This window comes from Micromonospora sp. BS32, from assembly GCF_059089345.1.
Map to the genome: position 1 here is coordinate 180,922 of NZ_JBSSHR010000003.1, position 16,207 is coordinate 197,128.

Genomic DNA, 16,207 nt, shown 5'->3' on the forward strand with positions numbered 1-16,207 from the left:
CCATGCCGACCACGGCCACGCCGCAGCCGGGCGCCCCGGTCGACCCGTACCGGGCGTACAACTTCAAGCTGCTCATCAACGGCATCACCAACGGGCACTTCACCGAGGTCAGCGGCCTGGAGATGAACATCGCCCGGCTGCCGTACCGGGAGGCCGGCAACGACCGGATCCGGGCGGTGCCCGGCCAGGTCGACTACTCCCCGGTGACCCTGCACTTCGGCCTGACCCCGTCCCGGGAGCTGTGGGACTGGGTGCACACGGCGGTCAAGGGGACGGTCAGCCGGCGCAACGTCTCGGTGGTGCTGCTGGACGCCGCCGGCACGACCGAGGTGCTGCGCTGGAACCTGATCAACGCGTGGCCGATGCGCTGGCGGGGCGCACACCTGCACACCCTCTCCCAGGAGATCGCGATCGTGGCGCTCACCCTCGCGTACGAGGGTCTGGAGCTGGAGCCGGGCAGTGCCGCCGCCGCGCCCACGACCGCGTAGCTGGCTGGCCCGGCGGCTACGGGCGGCCGCCGACGCCGTCGACCGTTCGACCGACGCCGAGGCGCCGGCCGACCCGCCGCGCCGTCCCGGGCAGCCCCCGGAGCACTGGCTGCGGCTGGTCGCCGCCCACGCGCCCGGCCTGCTGCACGACCTCGACCTGCCGCCGGCCGACGCCGGCGGCTTCCCGCCCGACTCCGAACCTCCCGGGGTACGCCCGGAGCGGTCCGCCGCCACCGCCGGTCACGCCGGCCACCGGCCACCGGCCGATCCGGCCCGGCCCGACGACGGGTCGACCGAACCGGACGCTGCGACGGCGGCCGGAGGGGGTAGGCGACGCCGGTCCCTGCGGGGCGGAGCGGCCCGGCTGGGCGGGGCCGGGTGGACGGGCGCCCCGGACTCCGGAGCCCGGCGGGCCGACGGCGGACCGTCGGGGAACGGCCAGCCGGCCGGCGGCTCGCCAGGACGATGGTGGCGCCGGTTCGACCGGGACGGGTCGACCGCCGGGTCCGGACCGCATGTGGACGGTGCGACGGCGGAAGACGACTCCGTCGCCACGAGGACGCACGCCGCAGGGGCTATCCCGGACGGCCCCGAGGGTGGGTCGGTCCCAGACCGGCCGTGGATCCGCCCGGCGGCGCCCGGCGGCGTACCGGCCGGTGACGGCACCCGATTCGCGCCGATCGACGCGGCCGACGGCCACGGGACCGTCGCACCCTACGCAACCCGCCCGGGCGAGGGGCCGGGTCGGCGGCCGGGCAGCGGCGAGGACCGGCCGCCCGGACGGCGTACCGGAGCCCCGTCGGTGACCGGACGGCCGACCGGGAAGACCGGAGAGGCCGGGACGACCGGAGACCCCAGGACGACCGGGGAGACCGGGAAGACCGGGATCGCCGACGGCGCCGGCCACCGATCGGCCGGCGCCTTGGTCGACGGTGATCGGCCCGCAGCCCGCCCGAGCCCCCGCGCGACGGCGGGCGGGACCCCGCCGCGCCCCGCCGGTACCGACCCGCCGAGCCTCGCGCCCGCCGGCCCCCGGGGCACCGGCCGGGCCGGGTTCCGCACCGACCCGGACGCCGACGGCCCGCACCGGCTGCCGGGTGCCACTCGAGGCCGGTCGGCGGACGGCCGGGCGACCGGAGCCCGCGCCGGGTTGCCGACCGACACGCGGTCCCCCACCCCCACCGGGTTCCCGCCGCACCTGACGCCGGGCGGGTCCGCCCCCACCGCGACCGGTGACCGGCGAATCGACCGGGAAGGCGTAGACAGGCCGGGCAACGAGCCGTTCACCGCGCCGTCCACCGTGGACCTCTGGCCGGCCCTGCCCGACGAGCTCGACACCGGGCGGGGCCCGGTGGTCGTATCCCCGGCGACGGCGACCCCGACGGCCCGGTACGGGACGGGCGACCGCTGGCCGGCGCTGCCCGACGACCGGCCGGCGCGGCTGCCGGCCGGCGCCGCCGCGGACCCGGCGCACCTGGACCGGCTCGCCGCCGAACAGCGGGGGGCGTGATGGAACGCGTCGCCTTCCTCGTCGACGAGACCGGCGCCCGGGTCGACTGCCTGCTGAACCCGGAGACGGTGCAGGTCACCCGGCTGGCCGGGGTACGCCCCCGGGGCGTCGGCGGCGGGCAGCTCGTCGGGGCCGGCCTCGCCGACGACCCGCTGGTCTACACCGGCGGCGGCCGCACCGAGCTGGTGCTGGACCTGCTCTTCGACACCGACCTGGTGGAGGCGCAGGCCCGCCCCGAGGACGTCCGCACCCTCACCCGACCGCTGTGGATGCTGGCCGAGAACTCCGCCGCCGAGCAGGGCCGGCTGCGCCCGCCGCTGATCCGGCTGGTCTGGGGCAAGACCTGGAACGTGCCCGGGGTGATCGTCGCCATCGCCGAACGGTTCGACGCGTTCACCCTCACCGGGTCGCCCCGCCGGTCCTGGCTGCGGCTGAAGCTGGTCCGGGTCGCCGAGTCCGCCGACCAGGCGCACGAAGGGTTCGAGGAGGAGCTGGCCGCCGCGGCGACCCCCACCGCCACGCCAGGCTCGGCGGTGGTCGCCGCCGGCGACGGCTCGGCAATGCCGGGTTACTCCGGCGTCCGGTTCGACCTGCTCGCCCACGACGCGCTCGGCTCGCCGCTGCGCTGGCGGCTGCTCGCCGAGCACAACCGGATCACCGACCCGCTCACCGTGCCCGCCGGCACCGCCCTCGCGGTGCCGCCGCTCAGCGCGGGCGGCGCCGCCCCGGCGGGAGGCACCCCGTGACCGCCTGGCCGACCGTGCTGCTCGACGGCGTACCGCTGGACGGGGCCACCGCCCACCGGCTCCGCTCGGTACGGGTCGCCGCCCGGCTGGACCAGCCCACCCAGTGCGAGGTGGTCTGGGCCGCCGGCCCCGGCCCGGGCGCGCTGGACCTCGGCCGCGGCCCGGCGGTGCCGACCGGCGCGACGCTCGACGTCCGGCTCGCCGACGACCCGCTCTTCGCCGGCGAGGTGACCTGCGTCGAGGTGGAGTACGCGGCCGACGGCGCCGCCCTGCTCCGGCTGCGCGGGTACGACCCGGTGCACCGGCTGCGCAAGCGGCAGCAGTTGCGGGTCTTCGAGTCGGTCACCGCCGCCGACCTGGCCCGGGAACTCTGCGCCGAGGTCGGGCTGAGCGTCGACGCCGACGTCGACGGCCCCCGGTTGGACCGGGTGCTCCAGCACCGGCACAGCGACCTCGAGCTGCTGGTGGAGGTGGCCGGCCGGGCCGGGCTGCACCTGGCCGGCGACGACGACCGGCTCCGGCTGGTCACCCTCGACGGGTACGGCGAGCCGATCGAGCTGACCCTCGGCCGGACGCTGCACTCGCTGCGATTGGCTGCCAACCTGGACCGGGCCGCCGGGCAGAGCGCCGCGCTGGGCTGGCATCCGCAGCGGGCCGAGCCGATCAGCCAGTCCGCCGACACCGCCCGCACCGGCCGGCGGATCCCCCTGGCGCCCGACCCGGCGGCCGTCGGCGCGGACGGGGTCCGCACGGCGGTCGACCAACCCGGTCGCAGCGACGACGAGCTCGCCGCACTCGCCCAGGCCGGGCTGGACGCCCGGGTGGCCGCGCTGGTGACCGCCGAGGGCGTCGCCGAGGGCGACCCGGCGCTGCGCCCCGGCCAACGGATCGCCCTCGCCGGGGTCGCCGACGACCTCGCCGGGGTGTACGTGCTGACCGAGGTGACCCACACCGTCGACGGCAACGGTCACCTGACCGCCTTCTCCACCGCCCCACCGGCCGCCCCACCGGCCGCCCCGCCGGCCGCGGCGGTGCCCGCGGCGGTGGTCACCCTCGGCACGGTCACCGACGTGGACGACCCGGACCGGCTCGGCCGGGCCCGGGTGACGTTGCCCGCGTACGGGGACCTGGACGCCGGCTGGCTGGCCGTGCTCAGCCCGGGCGCGGGGCGGGGCAAGGGGATCGTGGCGCTGCCCGACCCGGAGGACACCGTGCTGGTGGCGCTGCCCGGGGGCGAGCCGGCGTCCGGGATCGTGCTCGGCTCGCTCTTCGGCGCCGTCGAGCCGTACGACGCGGGGATCGCCGACGGGCGGGCCCGGCGCTGGTCGGTACGGACCTCCGGCGGGCAGACCATCGTCGTCGACGACGTGGCCCGCAGCCTGCGGGTGGCCACCGACGCCGGCAGCTTCCTGGAGATGACGCCCGACCTGACCACTTTGCACGCCGCGACCGACCTGGTGCTCTCCGCACCCGGCAGGGCGATGGTGGTGCGGGCCCGCAGCGTCGACTTCCTGCACGCCGACGCGACCGAGGACGCGGCGACCGCCCGGGAACAGGCCGGCGCACTCGCCCGCGCGAGCTCAGGAGGTGGCTGATGCGCTGGATCCACCGGCAATCCGTGATCACCTGCGACCACGACGGGCGGGTGACCAACCGGGCGTCGCAGGGCTGGCTGCGGGTCACCGGCCAACCGGTGCTGGTCGACGCCGACCCGGAGGGCCGGGACATCGTGGCCTGCCCCAACTACGGCCCGACCATCAAGCCCTGCGTCACGACGCTATCCGTCACCGTCGGTTACAGCGACTGGCTGCGGGTCGACGGGCACCGGATCGTGCTGTCGCACCTGGACGGGCTCACCGACGGCACCCCGCCGGGGCTGGTCCATCACAGAGTCCGCGACCCGCGGCAGACCCTGGTGGAGGCGGACCGGTGAGGGCGTTCCGCTTCGTCGGCGCCGGCTTCGACGCCGGCCGCACCGGTGGCCTGGCGCTGACCGCGGCCGGCGGCCTGGCCATGACCGACGGCGACGAGACCGTACGGCAGGCGCTCTACCTGCTGCTCTCCACCACGCCGGGCGAGCGGCTGATGCGCCCCGGGTACGGCTCCCGGCTGCACCGGCTGGTCTTCGCCCCGAACGACGACACCACCGCCGGGCTGGCCATCCACTACGTCCGCCAGGCGATCCGGCGCTGGGAGCCACGGGTCGAGGTGCTCGACGTGGACGCCGGGCCGGACCCGGACGACCCGTGGCGGCTGGTGGTTCGGCTGGACTACCGGGTTCGGGCCAGCCTCTCCCCCGGCCAGCTGGTCTTCTCCGTCGACCTGCTGCCCGACGACGAACCGGCCGACGCCGCGGCAGACCACGACCACGCCGAGGGGGGCCCGTCATGACGCTGCCAGTGCCGCACCTCGACGACCGCGGCTTCCTCGACCTCGTCACCGAGGCGCGGGAGCGGATCCGGCAGTCCTGCCCGGCCTGGACCGACCTGTCCGCGCACGACCCGGGGATCGCCCTGGTCGAGGCGTTCGCCCACCTCACCGAGGTGATGATCTACCGGCTGAACCAGCTGCCGGAGAAGGCGTACGTGCAGTTCCTCAACCTGCTCGGGGTGGCCCGGCACGCCCCCTCGGCGGCCTGGGCGGACGTCCGGTTCACCCGGGCCGGCGGGGACCGGGGCGCGGTGCGGATTCCCGCCGGCACCCGGGTCGCCGCCGCCCGGGGCGCCGACCCGAAACCGGTCGTCTTCGTCACCACCGAGCCGGCGCTGCTGCCGGCCGACGCCGACGAGGTGACCGTCCGGATGCACCACTGCGAGCCGGTGGAGGCCGAGCTGCTGGGCGTCGGCACCGGCCAGCCCGGGCAGGTGCTGCGCGCGGCGCGGGCGCCGCTGGCGCGGACCGCCGAGCCGCTGGACCTGCTGCTCGGGGTGGAGGTGCCGGCCGGCACGGTGGAGCTGGGCGCGGCGGCCCGCGAGCACGAGGGGCGGACGTACGAGATCTGGCGGCCGGTGGACAGCTTCGCCGGGGTCGGCCCGCAGGCCAAGGTCTACCTGGTCGACCGCTGCTCCGGCGTGCTCACCTTCGCCCCGGCGCTGGATCTGCGCTCCCCCGACGGCGAGCCGGTCGGCGGCGCGGGACCGGTGACCGTGGCCGCGGTGCCGCCGTCGGGGGCCCGGGTCCGGCTCTGGTACTCCGCCGGTGGCGGGCGCGCCGGCAACGTCGCCGCCGGCACGCTGACCAGCCTGCGCGACCCGCTGCCCGGGGTACGCGCCGACAACCCCGAGCCGGCCGGCGGCGGGCGGGACATGGAGACGCTGGAGTCGGCGCTGGTCCGCGGGCCGTACGAGTTCTTCGCTCAGCAGCGGGCGGTCACCGCGCGGGACTTCGAGATCCTCGCCGCCGGCTCCGGCGCGGTGGCCCGGGCCCGCGCCTTCACCCGCGCCGCGGTCTACAGCTTCGCCCGCCCCGGCGAGGTCGAGGTGGTGCTGGTGCCGTACGTGCCGGAGGAGGCCCGGCCCGGTGGCCGGCTGCCGGTGTCGGTGCTGCGCGAGCACGAGGTGGAGGAGGCCCGCCGCCGGGTCGAGGCGGACCTGGACCGGCGCCGGGCGCTGGGCACCACCTGCCGGGCCGGCTGGGCCCGCTACAAGGCGGTCTCCATCCGGGCCCGGGTGGTGGTCCGCCGGGAGGAGGACGCCGACGCGGTGCGGCGGCGGATCCACGACCGGCTGCACCAGACGCTCAGCCCGCTGCCGACCACGCTGAACCCGGCCGGGTGGGCGTTCGGCGAGCCACTACGGGCCTCCAACGTGTACCGGATGCTGGAGCACGCCGAGCCGGGCGTGCGCTACGTCGAGTCGGTCCGGTTCGAGGTCGACGAGGCTCCCGACGCGGAGGTACGTGCCCTCGCCGTCGACCAGTACCAGGCCCGCACCTGGTACGCCGGCCGCGGCGCGGTGCTCTTCCGCTCCACCAACGCCGGGTCCGGTTGGGAACCGGCCGGCCGCTTCGACTCCGAGACGGTGGTCCGGGTCTGCCCCGCCCCTGCCCCGGTACGCCCCGGCGTGGTCGCCCGCCCCGGCTCGGTGGCGGTGGTGACCGGCCGGGCCGCCGGCGGCTCCCGGGTGCACCTGAGCACCGACCTCGGCGAGACCTGGTCGCTCCTGACCGACCTGGACTCCCGGATCACCGACGTCGCCTGGATCGACCGGGACGGCGCCGGCGCGCTGCTGCTGGCCACCGACACCGGCCTGTACGAGGTCTCCCTGCTGCCCGGCTCGGTGCCGTTACAGATCCTGGTCGACCCGGCCGACGCCGACCGGGGCTTCTACGCGGTCCGCGCGTTCGTCTCCGAGCGCGGCGCCCCCGGTGTGGCGGTCGCCGCGCAGGCCGGCTTCGGGGTCTACCTCTCCACCGCCGCCGGTCGCCCCGGCAGCTTCGCCCACGTCGGGTTGGCCAACGTGGACAACCGGGTGCTCGCCGTCCAGTACGACGGGCCGGCCACCCTGCTCTGGGCCGGCGCGGGCGAGCCGGACCCGAAGCGGCCCGGGCAGGGCTGCCACCGCACCCGGCTGTTCGAGTCGGACGTGAAGTGGCAGCAGGTGCAGTCCGGCTGGATCGGGGGCACCTGCCGCGACCTGGCCTTCGCCGGGACCCTCGCGGTGGCCGCCACGCAGAGCGGCGGGGTGGTCCGGCTGGACACCCTGGCCGCCCAGCCGCAGTGGCAGCCGGTGATGGTCAACTGCGGGCTGCCGCTGCGGGACCGGACCCGGTTCGTGCCGGTGGAGGCGGTCGCGGCCACCGGCGCCGGCACCGGCCCGGCGGAGCGGCTGATCCTGGCCGGCGGCGAGCGCGGGGTGTACCGCAGCGTCGACGCCGCCGACTGGACGGCCAGCGCCAACCAGGCCACCGCCGACGTGGTGACCGTCCCCGACACCTGGCTGCTCTGCTCCGGCGAGCACGACATCGAGGTGGTGCGCCACGATGCGCCGAGCGGCGATTGAGCGGCTGCTGCCCGCCGCGTACCAGCGGGCCAGCGTTCCCGGCAGCGTGCTGTACGCGCTGCTGGAGGTGATGGAGGCGCTGCACGACCCGGACGAGGCGGTGCTCGCCGACGTCGACGCGCTCTTCGCCCCGTACCGGACGCCGGACGGGTTCGTGGCGTACCTGACCCGGTGGGTGGCGATGGACCACGTGGTGGCCTCGCCCCGGCCGGACGCCCCGCTCCCGCTGCCGGTGGGGCGGCTGCGGGACCTGGTCGCGCACGGCGCGCTGCTGGCCCGCTGGCGGGGCACCCCGTACGGGATGCGCACCGCGCTGGAACTGGCCACCGGGGTGACCGGGTTCGTGCTCGACGAGCCGCCCGAGCGCCCGTTCCACCTGGTCGTCCGGGTGCCGCCGCCCGCCGCCGGGCTGCTCGCGGTGATCACCCGGATCGTCGAGGCGGAGAAGCCGGCCGCGGTGACCGCCGAGGTCACCCTCCTCGCCGGGCCCCCGCCGCCATCCACTCCACCCTCGGGACCGTCCGCAGAGGAGCCGTCATGACCACCGAATGGGCCGTCGTCGCCGCCGCCGAGCAGTTCACCCTGGACGCCGGCAACCGCGGCGAACTCACCTTCACCGTCTCCAATCCCGGCCTGGCGCCGGACACCGTGGTCTTCGACGTCGCACCCGGGGAGGGCAGCCAGCGGTCCTGGTTCACCGTCACCGAGCCGCAGCGGGTGGTACCCGGGCAGGGCTCGGTCTCCTTCCTGGTCCGCCTCGCCGTGCCGCCCGGCACCGCGCCGCGCCGGTACGACATGACCGGCTTCGCGTACTCGGCGAACACCGCGCCGGAGGAGAGCTCCCGCTCCAGCGGCCGGGTGACGTACGAGGTCCGCGCGGTCGCCCCGCCGAAGCGGGCCCCGTGGCCGTGGATCGCCGCCGCGGTGGTGCTGGTGCTGATGGTCGGCGGGGTGGTCGGTTACCTGGTGACCCGGCCGGACGACGCCCCGCCGCCGCCGGTCGCCGGCGAGCCGCAGGTGGTCACCGTGGAGGCGGAGACCCTGGTGGCCGGCGCGACGCTCGAGCGGGCCAGCGGCAGCACGGCGGCCGCGGTGGAGGTGCAGGAGAACTGCTGCGGGGTGGTCTGGTCGGGCGACAAGCAGCTCTTCTTCCAGGGGCGGGCGATCGGCGACCGGGTGAACCTGACCCTCACCCTCCCGAAGGACGCCACCTGGCGGTTCTCCGCCGCCCGCACCACGTCGTTCGACTACGCCAACACCATCTTCCAGATCGACGGCGCGCAGGTCGGCGGAACGTTCTTCGGCTTCACCCCGCAGGTCATCCTGCGGGACTTCGAGGACGTCGGCACCGTACGGCTGGGCAAGGGACCGCACCAGCTCACCCTGGTCGCGGTGGGCAAGACCCAGGGCTTCGACCGGTACTTCGCCGGGATCGACCAGCTCCGGTTCACCGAGGTGACCGAGGCACGGCCGTGAGCGGTCGGCAGAAGCTGGTGCTGGTGACGCTGGCGGCGCTGCTGGTGGCGTTCTTCGTGCTGGCCGTCGGCGTCGGGGGCGGCGACACCGGTCGGGCGGACAGCCGTCCCCGCCTGGTCGAGCGGCTGGGCCGGCTGACCGGCGGGGCCGCCACCGTCGACCCGGCCACCGTCTGGGCCGGCTGCGACCGCACCGGGGACGTGGTCAGCTTCGTCGGCGGCTGCGTGCTGCGGGTCGGGAAGCCGGATGGCCTGCGCACGCTCGTGCTGCGCAGCGCGGGCCCGTTCACCGTGGCCGCCCCGGCGCCCGGCGACGCCGGGTTCACCGTCCGGGACGAGGTCACCCCCGGCGACGGCGCCGAGGCGGTCGCGAAGGTCGCCGTGGACGAGGCCACCGACGTGGAGCTGGGCTGCCCGGGAGGTGTGGCGTGCGCCGTGACCATCGCCGCGTCGTGACCGGCACCGACGGGGAGGAGGCCCGCCGTGGGTGAGCTGCGCAAGCCGTTCCTGCTGCTCGCGCTGGTCGCGGTGCTGCTGGTGGTCGGGGTCGAGCTGGGCTCGTCGCTGCTCACCGGCGGCGGGGACGCCACCGGCGCGCTGCGCACCGACGCGGCGGACCTCGGCGTGGACCCCGGGGATGTCCGCGGGATCAGCGAGCCGTCCGGGCGGGGTACGAGCTACCTGGCCCTGATCGACGTGGTGGTGCTCTGGACGACCGGGCTGTTCTGCCTGAGCCTGGTGCTGCCGGAGCGGATCCAGGGCCGGATCCAGGGCGTGGCCACGCTGGTCTTCTCGATCCTGCTCCTCCTGGCCTCGCTGGTGCTGCTGGTGATGGCCTTCGTGGAGCTGTCCGTCATGGTCTCGCTCTTCCTCGCCGCGCCGTTCGGCACCCTGGCGTACCTGGCGCTGTGGGGGTTCTTCCCAGTCGGCGAGGCGAGCCTGCTGCTCGGGCTGATCCTGCTGCTGAAGCTGGTCTGGGCGGCACTGCTGCTGCTCGCCCAGCCCCGCTTCCTGCAGAACAAGGGCCTGGTGGCGCTGACGCTGACCACTGCGGTCTGCACCGTGGTGCTGGAGTTCCTGCACCGGCTGGTGCCGGTCATCGTGGTGAGCATCCTCGACGACGTCGGCGCGCTGGTCTTCGCCGTGGTCGCCATCGTCTGGGGCCTGGTCCTCCTGGTCGGCTCCATCCCCGCCATCGTCAAGGCCGTCCGCGTCACCGCCGCCCTCCCCACCCGCTGACCCGCGCCCACCCCGCGACGCCCTGATTCAGCGGGGGCGGCGCGCAGCAGGAGTGCTGTCGGATGCGGCGGCGTCTCCGCTTCGGGAGACGCCGCCGCGCTCGTGGTCAGTCGGCGGCGCGCCAACTGCTCGGGACGCCGTGCACGCCGGTCGAGTGGCGCTGGTCGCCACGGCGGGTCATCAGCCAGATCTGCGGGTCGATCGCCGTGGAGTTCGGGTCCCCGGCGTCCGGATCGTTCGGGCCGCTGCCGTACGACAGCCAGCGCCCGTCCGGGGACCAGATCGGGCTCGTCTCCGTGATGCCCGGCGTGTCGGTCAGCCGCTTGGTGCTGCCGGTGTCGGCGTCGACCAGCCACAGGTCGCCGTCCGCTTGGACGGCGATGCTGCGGCCGTCAGGATTCCAGTCGAGGTGCCAGGCGCCCGGCAGATCGGTGAGCGTGCGCAGCCAGGTGCCGTCCGCGCGATAGAGCTGCACCCCGGGCAGGGTCGCTGTCGCGAATCGCCGGTTCCCGGGAGCCCACGACACCTGGAGGTCGTTGAACCCGCTCTGGGTCGCGTTACGCACCGACAGCCCGTCGATGCTGGCCACGTAGATGTCGCCGCACGACTCGAAGCCGACCCACTTGCCGTCCGGCGACCAGCGCGGGCTGGCCGGTCCGCACGGTCCGTCGACCAGCCGCTGGTCGTCCGAACCGTCCACCGCCGACATGGTCCGCACGCTCATCTCGTGGACGTAGGCGATCCAGGTGCCGTCCGGGGAGTAGTCGGGGTAGGTGAACCGGGGGGAAAGCTGGCTGTAGACGTACATCGCCGTCCCGTCCGGACGGACGCTGCCCAGCGCTTCGTGGCCGGAGGTGCTGTCGACGGAGTTCGTGTAGAGGATGCGGCCGCCGGGCGTGGCGGTCGCGGCGTCTGCCACCGGGGCCGGCATGGCGATCACCAACATGGCGATCGTCCCGGTGGCCATCCAGGTGCGGTATCGACGCATGGGCACTCCTTCCGTAGGGCTCGGGTGGTACCCCTCTCCGGACTGTCGCAGGTCCGGGCAAGCGGGGCCGGTGGGAATGGCGCGGGGCGGCCGTGGCGGGTCTCGCTGGGGGCGGCGATTTCACGACCTGCACGTTCGTCGATCTGCACCTTGCGAACTGGTTGATGCGCGTCGATACTGCGAGGGCGTTTGTCAGGACGAGGACATCGACCACCCCGACGATGCGTCTCGCCGACGACGACCCCCCGGGGCCGCCACCCACCGGCCCCACCGCTCCTGAGGAGGAGACCTTGAGGATCACGCGCAGCCCATCCCGCAGTCACATCACCCGATCCGTCCAGCTGCTCGCCGTCGCCGTCGGCATGGTCACCACCACCGCCTTCGCCCTGCCGACCGCCGCGTCGGCCTCCCCTCAGGACTACAGCGCCAGCCAGCTCTCCCAGGTGAGCGACGCGGTGCAGCAGTCAGGCGTCGACGGCATCGCCTGGCACGTGGACTCCGCGTCCGGCCGCGTCGTCGTGACCGCGGACAGCACCGTCTCCCGGGCGGAGATCGCCAAGATCAGACAGAGCGCCGGCGACAAGGCCGCCGCCATCCGCGTCGAGCGCGCCTCCGGCGTCTTCACCCCGCTGCTCTCCGCCGGCGACGCCATCTACGGCGGCCAGTACCGGTGCTCGCTCGGCTTCAACGTCGTCAGCGGCAGCACCTACTACTTCCTCACCGCCGGGCACTGCGGGGACGTGGCAAACACCTGGTACACCAACTCCAGCCACACCACGCTCATCGGCCCGACCATCGGCTCCAGCTTCCCGGGCAACGACTACGCGCTGGTCCGCTACGACAACACCTCGCTCAGCCACGCCGGCGGGTATTCCGTCGCGGACGCCTACGTCGGCGAGTCGGTCACGCGCAAGGGATCGACCACCGGCACCCACAGCGGCACCGTCACCGCGCTCAACGTCACGGTCCGCTACACCGGCAGCGGCACCGTCAAGGGCATGATCCAGACCACCGTCTGCGCCGAGCCCGGCGACTCCGGCGGCCCGCTCTACGACGGCTCCAAGGCGCTCGGCATCACCTCTGGCGGCAGCGGTGACTGCCGGTCCGGTGGCACGACCTTCTACCAGCCCGTACGCGAGGCAGCCAACGCGTACAACGTGACCGTCTACTGATCCATCCCGGCGCGCCCGGCCGACAGGCCTGTCGTCCGCGTCGTGCACGACCTTGGAAGGGTGCCGCACCAGGCCGGCTCGCACATGTCGAGCGCCTCGGCTGGTTGCGGCACCCTTCCTGGTTGCGACCCGACCGGCACCCCTCGGCGCGGGCCGGGCCGCTCACGCGTGGTCTTCGTCGGGCCTGGGTAACAGGTGCCCCACCGTCGCCGTCGCCGACGGCGCCGGCCGCCCGGCTGCCCGCCCCGGGGAAGGAGAAGCGATGGCCGCCAAGGAACCCGCAGAGATCGCCCGCGCCGCGGTGGCGACCGGCGTCAAGAAGGCCGAGCTGCGCTGGGACAAGACCCTGGTCGGGTCGTTCCTGGCCGGCGCGTACATCGCCTTCGGCGCGCTGGTCGCCATCGTCGTCTCGGCCGGCCTGAAGCCGGAGATCTGGGGCACCCTGCCGACGCTCTTCACCGGCGCGGCGTTCACCCTCGGCCTGGTGCTCGTGCTGATCGCCGGGTCCCACCTGGTCACCGGCAACATGCTGCTCGTGCCGATCGGCGCGATGAACGGCCGGCTCTCCGTCGGCGACGTCGCGCGCAACCTCACCCTCACCCTCGTCGGCAACCTGCTCGGCGCGCTGTTCGTGGCGTACTTCCTGGCCATCTCCACCGGCGTGATCGGCGACGTGGGCAGCGACGCCGGCGCGCCGGCCGGGATGGCGTACGAGCGGCTGGCGGCGATCGCCCAGGCCAAGGCGCTGCACGAGGACAATTGGCAGATCTTCCTGCGCGGGGTGGGCTGCAACTGGCTGGTCTGCCTCGGCGTGTGGCTGGCCCTGGCCGCCGACAACGTCTCCGGGAAGATCCTCGCCATCTTCTTTCCGATCATGGCGTTCGTCGCGATGGGCTTCGACCACGTGGTGGCGAACATGTTCTTCCTGCCCGCCGCGATGTGGGCGGGGGTGCCGGAGCTCGGCTGGCTCGACGTGCTCAACAACTGGCTCTTCGCCTTCCTGGGCAACCTGGTGGGCGCCGTGGTGTTCGTGGCGACCTCCTACTGGTACCTGTTCCTCAAGGACGAGCCGAAGGTCGTGCCGGAGCAGCGCCGGGAGGAGGCCTGACGCCGCTGAGGGCGCGGGCGTTTCGGGTATCGGCAGCGGGCGGACGGATTGTCTGTGACCCTGGCGGCGTGGGCACAGCGCCGGGACGCGACGCGGTGGAGTTACGTGTACACGGGGTCTCCGGCGTACCGGCGGAGCGGATCCTCGACCATCCGATCGTGGTCCGCGTCGCCGGCGACCAGCACGCCGGTTTCTACCGGCCCCGACCGGGAAGTGGCACCGCCGGCGGCGCCACCGGCGGAGTGACCGTCGAGGCGTACGGGTGGGGCGCTCTGACGGCCGGCACCGCGGTCCGCACCGCCTCGATGCTCCTGCTGCTCCCCTTCATGCTGGGCAACCTCTCCGTCTGGCTGCGGCCGGCGGGAGGCGACCGGTGGGGGCTGCTCGGGGTGCTGTGCCGGCTGCTCGCCGGCACCCTCACCGCCGCCTTCGTGGTGTCGATCGTGGGCAGCACCCTCGACCTGGTCGGCTGGCAGTGCGTGCCCTACGACGGGTGCCGGGCCGGCCGCCCCTACCTGTCCTGGTTGGCCGCGCTGCCGACGGGTCCCCGCCTGGCCCTGCTCTCACTGGTGCCGCTGCTCGCGCTGCGTCTCGTGTGGGGAATCGGCGCGCGGTCCGCGCGGGCGTTCGAGGGCTTCGGCCGGTCGAGGCGGCCGGAGTCCGGCGGGGCGACCGGCGGGCTCACCGACGCCGGGTTCTGGGACGACGAGCGGACCGCGAGCTGGCTGCGCCAGATCCACGTCGCGATCGGCGCCGGCACGTTGGACGCCAGCCTGCTCGCGGGCGTCTCGCCGGGCGGGATCGGCGCGTCCCGGCACTCCTGGCAGTTCGCCGCCGCCGTCGTACTGCTGGCGTTCTGCGTGGTGCTGCTCTGCCTGCCGGTGCCGACGGACGCCGCGACCACCCGCCGTTTCCTGCGGCCGCTGTGGGCGGCCACCGCCGGGGTGACGGTGCTGAGCCTCGGCTCCGCCGCCGTCGCGGGGGCCGTGCCGACCGCGCCCGGGCAGCTGCCGGGGTACGAGGGCAGCGCTGCTGGCCTGGTGGCGGCGCAGGGTGTCCTGCTGGTCCTGCTCACCGTCGTCACGTACGTCCGCCAGCGGGCGACCCCGCCCGACGTCCGCCCCTTCCTGCACGGGCTCGGCACCCCGATCGTGGCGGCGGCGGCGGTGAGCGTCGCCGCCGCGTTCGCCGCCACCCTGGTCTTCCGGATCGCCGACGGCCTGGACCGGGGCAACATCCCCGATCCGCTCCGGCCGGATCCGCCAGCCGTCGGCCCCCTGGAACCACCGGTCGCGTACTGGTGGGCCGCGCTCGCGGGGCTCGCCGCCCTGCTGATCGTCGCGGTGACGGCCTCTGTCACCCTCGTGCTCACCCGTCGGCGGCGGCGCGCGGCGGCGGCGCGCATCGTCGAACGCGACTACCCGGCGGTGCCGGTCGACGCGGAGGCCCGGCGCCGCGCGGTCCGGGAGACCATCGCCCGCTCCCGGGTCACCGAGGAGCTGGGGCCGGTGCTGCTGGCGTTCCTGCTGATCGCGTCACTCGGCTTGGCCACCATCACGCTGGACCTGCTCGGGGTCGGTCCCACCCAGCTCGCGGCCCGGCTCAGCGGTCGACCCGGCGACGCCCCGCTGCTCGCCGCCTACGTCACCGACGCGGGTGTCTGGGTGATCAGCCTGCTGGTGATCGGCCTTCTGGTCCTCGGCCTGCGGTCGTACCAGTCGGCCGAGACCCGGCGGGTAGTTGCGGTCCTGTGGGACCTCGGCACCTTCTGGCCGCGCACTGTCCACCCGTTCGCGCCGCCCTGCTACGCCGCGCGGGCGGTGCCGGAGCTGGCGAAGCGGGTGACCGCGCTCGCCGGGCGGGGAGCGGTGGTCATCTCGGGCCACAGTCACGGCTCGGTCCTCGCCGCCGCCACCATCCTGCGACTGCCGCCGTCCGTGCTCCCCAGGGTGGCGTTGCTGACGCAGGGCGCCCCGTTGCGCCGCATCTACGCCCGCCTCTACCCGGCCTACCTGGGCCCCGGGACGCTCTGCGAGCTGGGCGAGCGGATCGGATGGCGGTGGCGGAACCTGTGGCGGGACACCGACCCGATCGGCGGGCCGGTCCTCGACGAGGGTGGCGCGGGGCGGCCCGCGTGCGGCAACCCGGCGGCCGGTCGGGTAGACGTCCGGCTCCGCGACCCCCGCAGCCTGGACATCGACCCGAGCGACACCGTGCCGCCCCCCGTCGAGCGCCACTGGCCGTACCACAGTCAGCCGGCCTACCAGGCGGCCGTCCGCGAGCTGACCGATCCCGGCCGGTTCACCTGACGTGGTCCCGGTGTGCGGCGACGGCGGCGGCCAGGATCTCCGGGCCCAGGGACGCCGCGGCGACGGTCAAGGCGTCGGTGAGCGCGGGCGCCGGCACCGGCAGGGTCAGCGGCTGGCCCCGTGCGACGACCGGGCCGGCGCGGGGGCGCCGGCCCGGTCCCGCGTCCGGGTC

15 protein-coding genes are annotated in these 16,207 nt (G+C 75.2%); 14 read left to right on the forward strand and 1 reads right to left on the reverse strand.

Annotated elements, in window-relative coordinates:
* The first annotated feature begins 2 nt into the window (after positions 1 to 2).
* Genes AC5RWQ_RS06355 through AC5RWQ_RS06405 form a run of 11 tightly spaced genes read left to right on the forward strand, consistent with a single transcriptional unit; the run spans position 3 to position 10,458 of the window.
* Positions 3 to 488 (forward strand): phage tail protein, encoded by a 486-nt coding sequence (locus AC5RWQ_RS06355; protein WP_494281793.1) that lies wholly within the window; start codon positions 3 to 5, stop codon positions 486 to 488.
* On the forward strand, positions 460 to 1,998 hold the full coding sequence (locus AC5RWQ_RS06360; RefSeq protein ID WP_494281794.1) for a hypothetical protein: 1,539 nt from the start codon (positions 460 to 462) through the stop codon (positions 1,996 to 1,998). Before AC5RWQ_RS06355 ends, AC5RWQ_RS06360 begins: the two co-directional genes overlap by 29 nt.
* On the forward strand, positions 1,998 to 2,744 hold the full coding sequence (locus AC5RWQ_RS06365; RefSeq protein ID WP_494281795.1) for a CIS tube protein: 747 nt from the start codon (positions 1,998 to 2,000) through the stop codon (positions 2,742 to 2,744). The genes AC5RWQ_RS06360 and AC5RWQ_RS06365 overlap by 1 nt, the downstream gene beginning before the upstream one ends.
* Positions 2,741 to 4,339 carry a phage baseplate assembly protein V gene (locus tag AC5RWQ_RS06370; RefSeq protein WP_494281796.1) on the forward strand — a complete coding sequence of 533 codons (1,599 nt, stop codon included), beginning with the start codon at positions 2,741 to 2,743 and terminating at the stop codon, positions 4,337 to 4,339. Before AC5RWQ_RS06365 ends, AC5RWQ_RS06370 begins: the two co-directional genes overlap by 4 nt.
* Positions 4,339 to 4,677, forward strand: coding sequence for a hypothetical protein (locus AC5RWQ_RS06375; protein WP_494281797.1), 339 nt, complete (start codon positions 4,339 to 4,341; stop codon positions 4,675 to 4,677). Before AC5RWQ_RS06370 ends, AC5RWQ_RS06375 begins: the two co-directional genes overlap by 1 nt.
* On the forward strand, positions 4,674 to 5,135 hold the full coding sequence (locus AC5RWQ_RS06380) for a GPW/gp25 family protein (protein WP_494281798.1): 462 nt from the start codon (positions 4,674 to 4,676) through the stop codon (positions 5,133 to 5,135). Before AC5RWQ_RS06375 ends, AC5RWQ_RS06380 begins: the two co-directional genes overlap by 4 nt.
* Entirely contained in the window at positions 5,132 to 7,744 is a 2,613-nt protein-coding gene (locus AC5RWQ_RS06385) for a putative baseplate assembly protein (protein WP_494281799.1), read from the forward strand. Before AC5RWQ_RS06380 ends, AC5RWQ_RS06385 begins: the two co-directional genes overlap by 4 nt.
* The gene (locus AC5RWQ_RS06390) at positions 7,725 to 8,285 is read left to right on the forward strand and encodes a phage tail protein (RefSeq protein WP_494281800.1); all 561 of its coding nucleotides are present in this window, start codon (positions 7,725 to 7,727) and stop codon (positions 8,283 to 8,285) included. Before AC5RWQ_RS06385 ends, AC5RWQ_RS06390 begins: the two co-directional genes overlap by 20 nt.
* Positions 8,282 to 9,220, forward strand: coding sequence for a hypothetical protein (locus AC5RWQ_RS06395; RefSeq protein ID WP_494281801.1), 939 nt, complete (start codon positions 8,282 to 8,284; stop codon positions 9,218 to 9,220). Before AC5RWQ_RS06390 ends, AC5RWQ_RS06395 begins: the two co-directional genes overlap by 4 nt.
* Positions 9,217 to 9,675, forward strand: a complete 459-nt coding sequence (locus AC5RWQ_RS06400; protein WP_494281802.1) for a hypothetical protein — start codon at positions 9,217 to 9,219, stop codon at positions 9,673 to 9,675. Before AC5RWQ_RS06395 ends, AC5RWQ_RS06400 begins: the two co-directional genes overlap by 4 nt.
* Positions 9,676 to 9,702: 27 nt before the next feature.
* Positions 9,703 to 10,458 (forward strand): hypothetical protein, encoded by a 756-nt coding sequence (locus AC5RWQ_RS06405; RefSeq protein ID WP_494281803.1) that lies wholly within the window; start codon positions 9,703 to 9,705, stop codon positions 10,456 to 10,458.
* A 106-nt stretch (positions 10,459 to 10,564) separates the two neighbouring features.
* On the opposite strand, the gene AC5RWQ_RS06410 is transcribed toward AC5RWQ_RS06405, so the two are convergent.
* Complete coding sequence (locus AC5RWQ_RS06410) at positions 10,565 to 11,446, reverse strand: TolB family protein (RefSeq protein ID WP_494281804.1); 882 nt, start codon at positions 11,444 to 11,446, stop codon at positions 10,565 to 10,567.
* A 290-nt stretch (positions 11,447 to 11,736) separates the two neighbouring features.
* On the opposite strand from AC5RWQ_RS06410, the gene AC5RWQ_RS06415 reads away from it, so the two are divergent.
* From AC5RWQ_RS06415 to AC5RWQ_RS06425, 3 genes are all read left to right on the forward strand, one after another.
* Positions 11,737 to 12,618 carry a S1 family peptidase gene (locus tag AC5RWQ_RS06415; protein ID WP_494281805.1) on the forward strand — a complete coding sequence of 294 codons (882 nt, stop codon included), beginning with the start codon at positions 11,737 to 11,739 and terminating at the stop codon, positions 12,616 to 12,618.
* Positions 12,619 to 12,880: 262 nt separating this feature from the next.
* Positions 12,881 to 13,726: a formate/nitrite transporter family protein gene (locus tag AC5RWQ_RS06420; RefSeq protein ID WP_334483219.1), complete on the forward strand. Its 846-nt coding sequence runs from the start codon at positions 12,881 to 12,883 to the stop codon at positions 13,724 to 13,726.
* Positions 13,727 to 13,794: 68 nt separating this feature from the next.
* Positions 13,795 to 16,035, forward strand: a complete 2,241-nt coding sequence (locus AC5RWQ_RS06425) for a hypothetical protein (protein ID WP_494281806.1) — start codon at positions 13,795 to 13,797, stop codon at positions 16,033 to 16,035.
* The last annotated feature ends 172 nt before the right edge of the window (positions 16,036 to 16,207 follow it).

What these genes read in the sequence shown, in the direction of transcription:
- AC5RWQ_RS06420 (WP_334483219.1), top strand. Translation starts at nt 12,881, where the DNA reads ATGGCCGCCAAGGAACCCGCAGAGATCGCCCGCGCCGCGGTGGCGACC.
- AC5RWQ_RS06395 (WP_494281801.1), top strand. Translation starts at nt 8,282, where the DNA reads ATGACCACCGAATGGGCCGTCGTCGCCGCCGCCGAGCAGTTCACCCTG.
- AC5RWQ_RS06385 (WP_494281799.1), top strand. Translation starts at nt 5,132, where the DNA reads ATGACGCTGCCAGTGCCGCACCTCGACGACCGCGGCTTCCTCGACCTC.
- AC5RWQ_RS06410 (WP_494281804.1), bottom strand. Translation starts at nt 11,446, where the DNA reads ATGCGTCGATACCGCACCTGGATGGCCACCGGGACGATCGCCATGTTG.
- AC5RWQ_RS06375 (WP_494281797.1), top strand. Translation starts at nt 4,339, where the DNA reads ATGCGCTGGATCCACCGGCAATCCGTGATCACCTGCGACCACGACGGG.
- AC5RWQ_RS06355 (WP_494281793.1), top strand. Translation starts at nt 3, where the DNA reads ATGCCGACCACGGCCACGCCGCAGCCGGGCGCCCCGGTCGACCCGTAC.
- AC5RWQ_RS06365 (WP_494281795.1), top strand. Translation starts at nt 1,998, where the DNA reads ATGGAACGCGTCGCCTTCCTCGTCGACGAGACCGGCGCCCGGGTCGAC.
- AC5RWQ_RS06390 (WP_494281800.1), top strand. Translation starts at nt 7,725, where the DNA reads ATGCGCCGAGCGGCGATTGAGCGGCTGCTGCCCGCCGCGTACCAGCGG.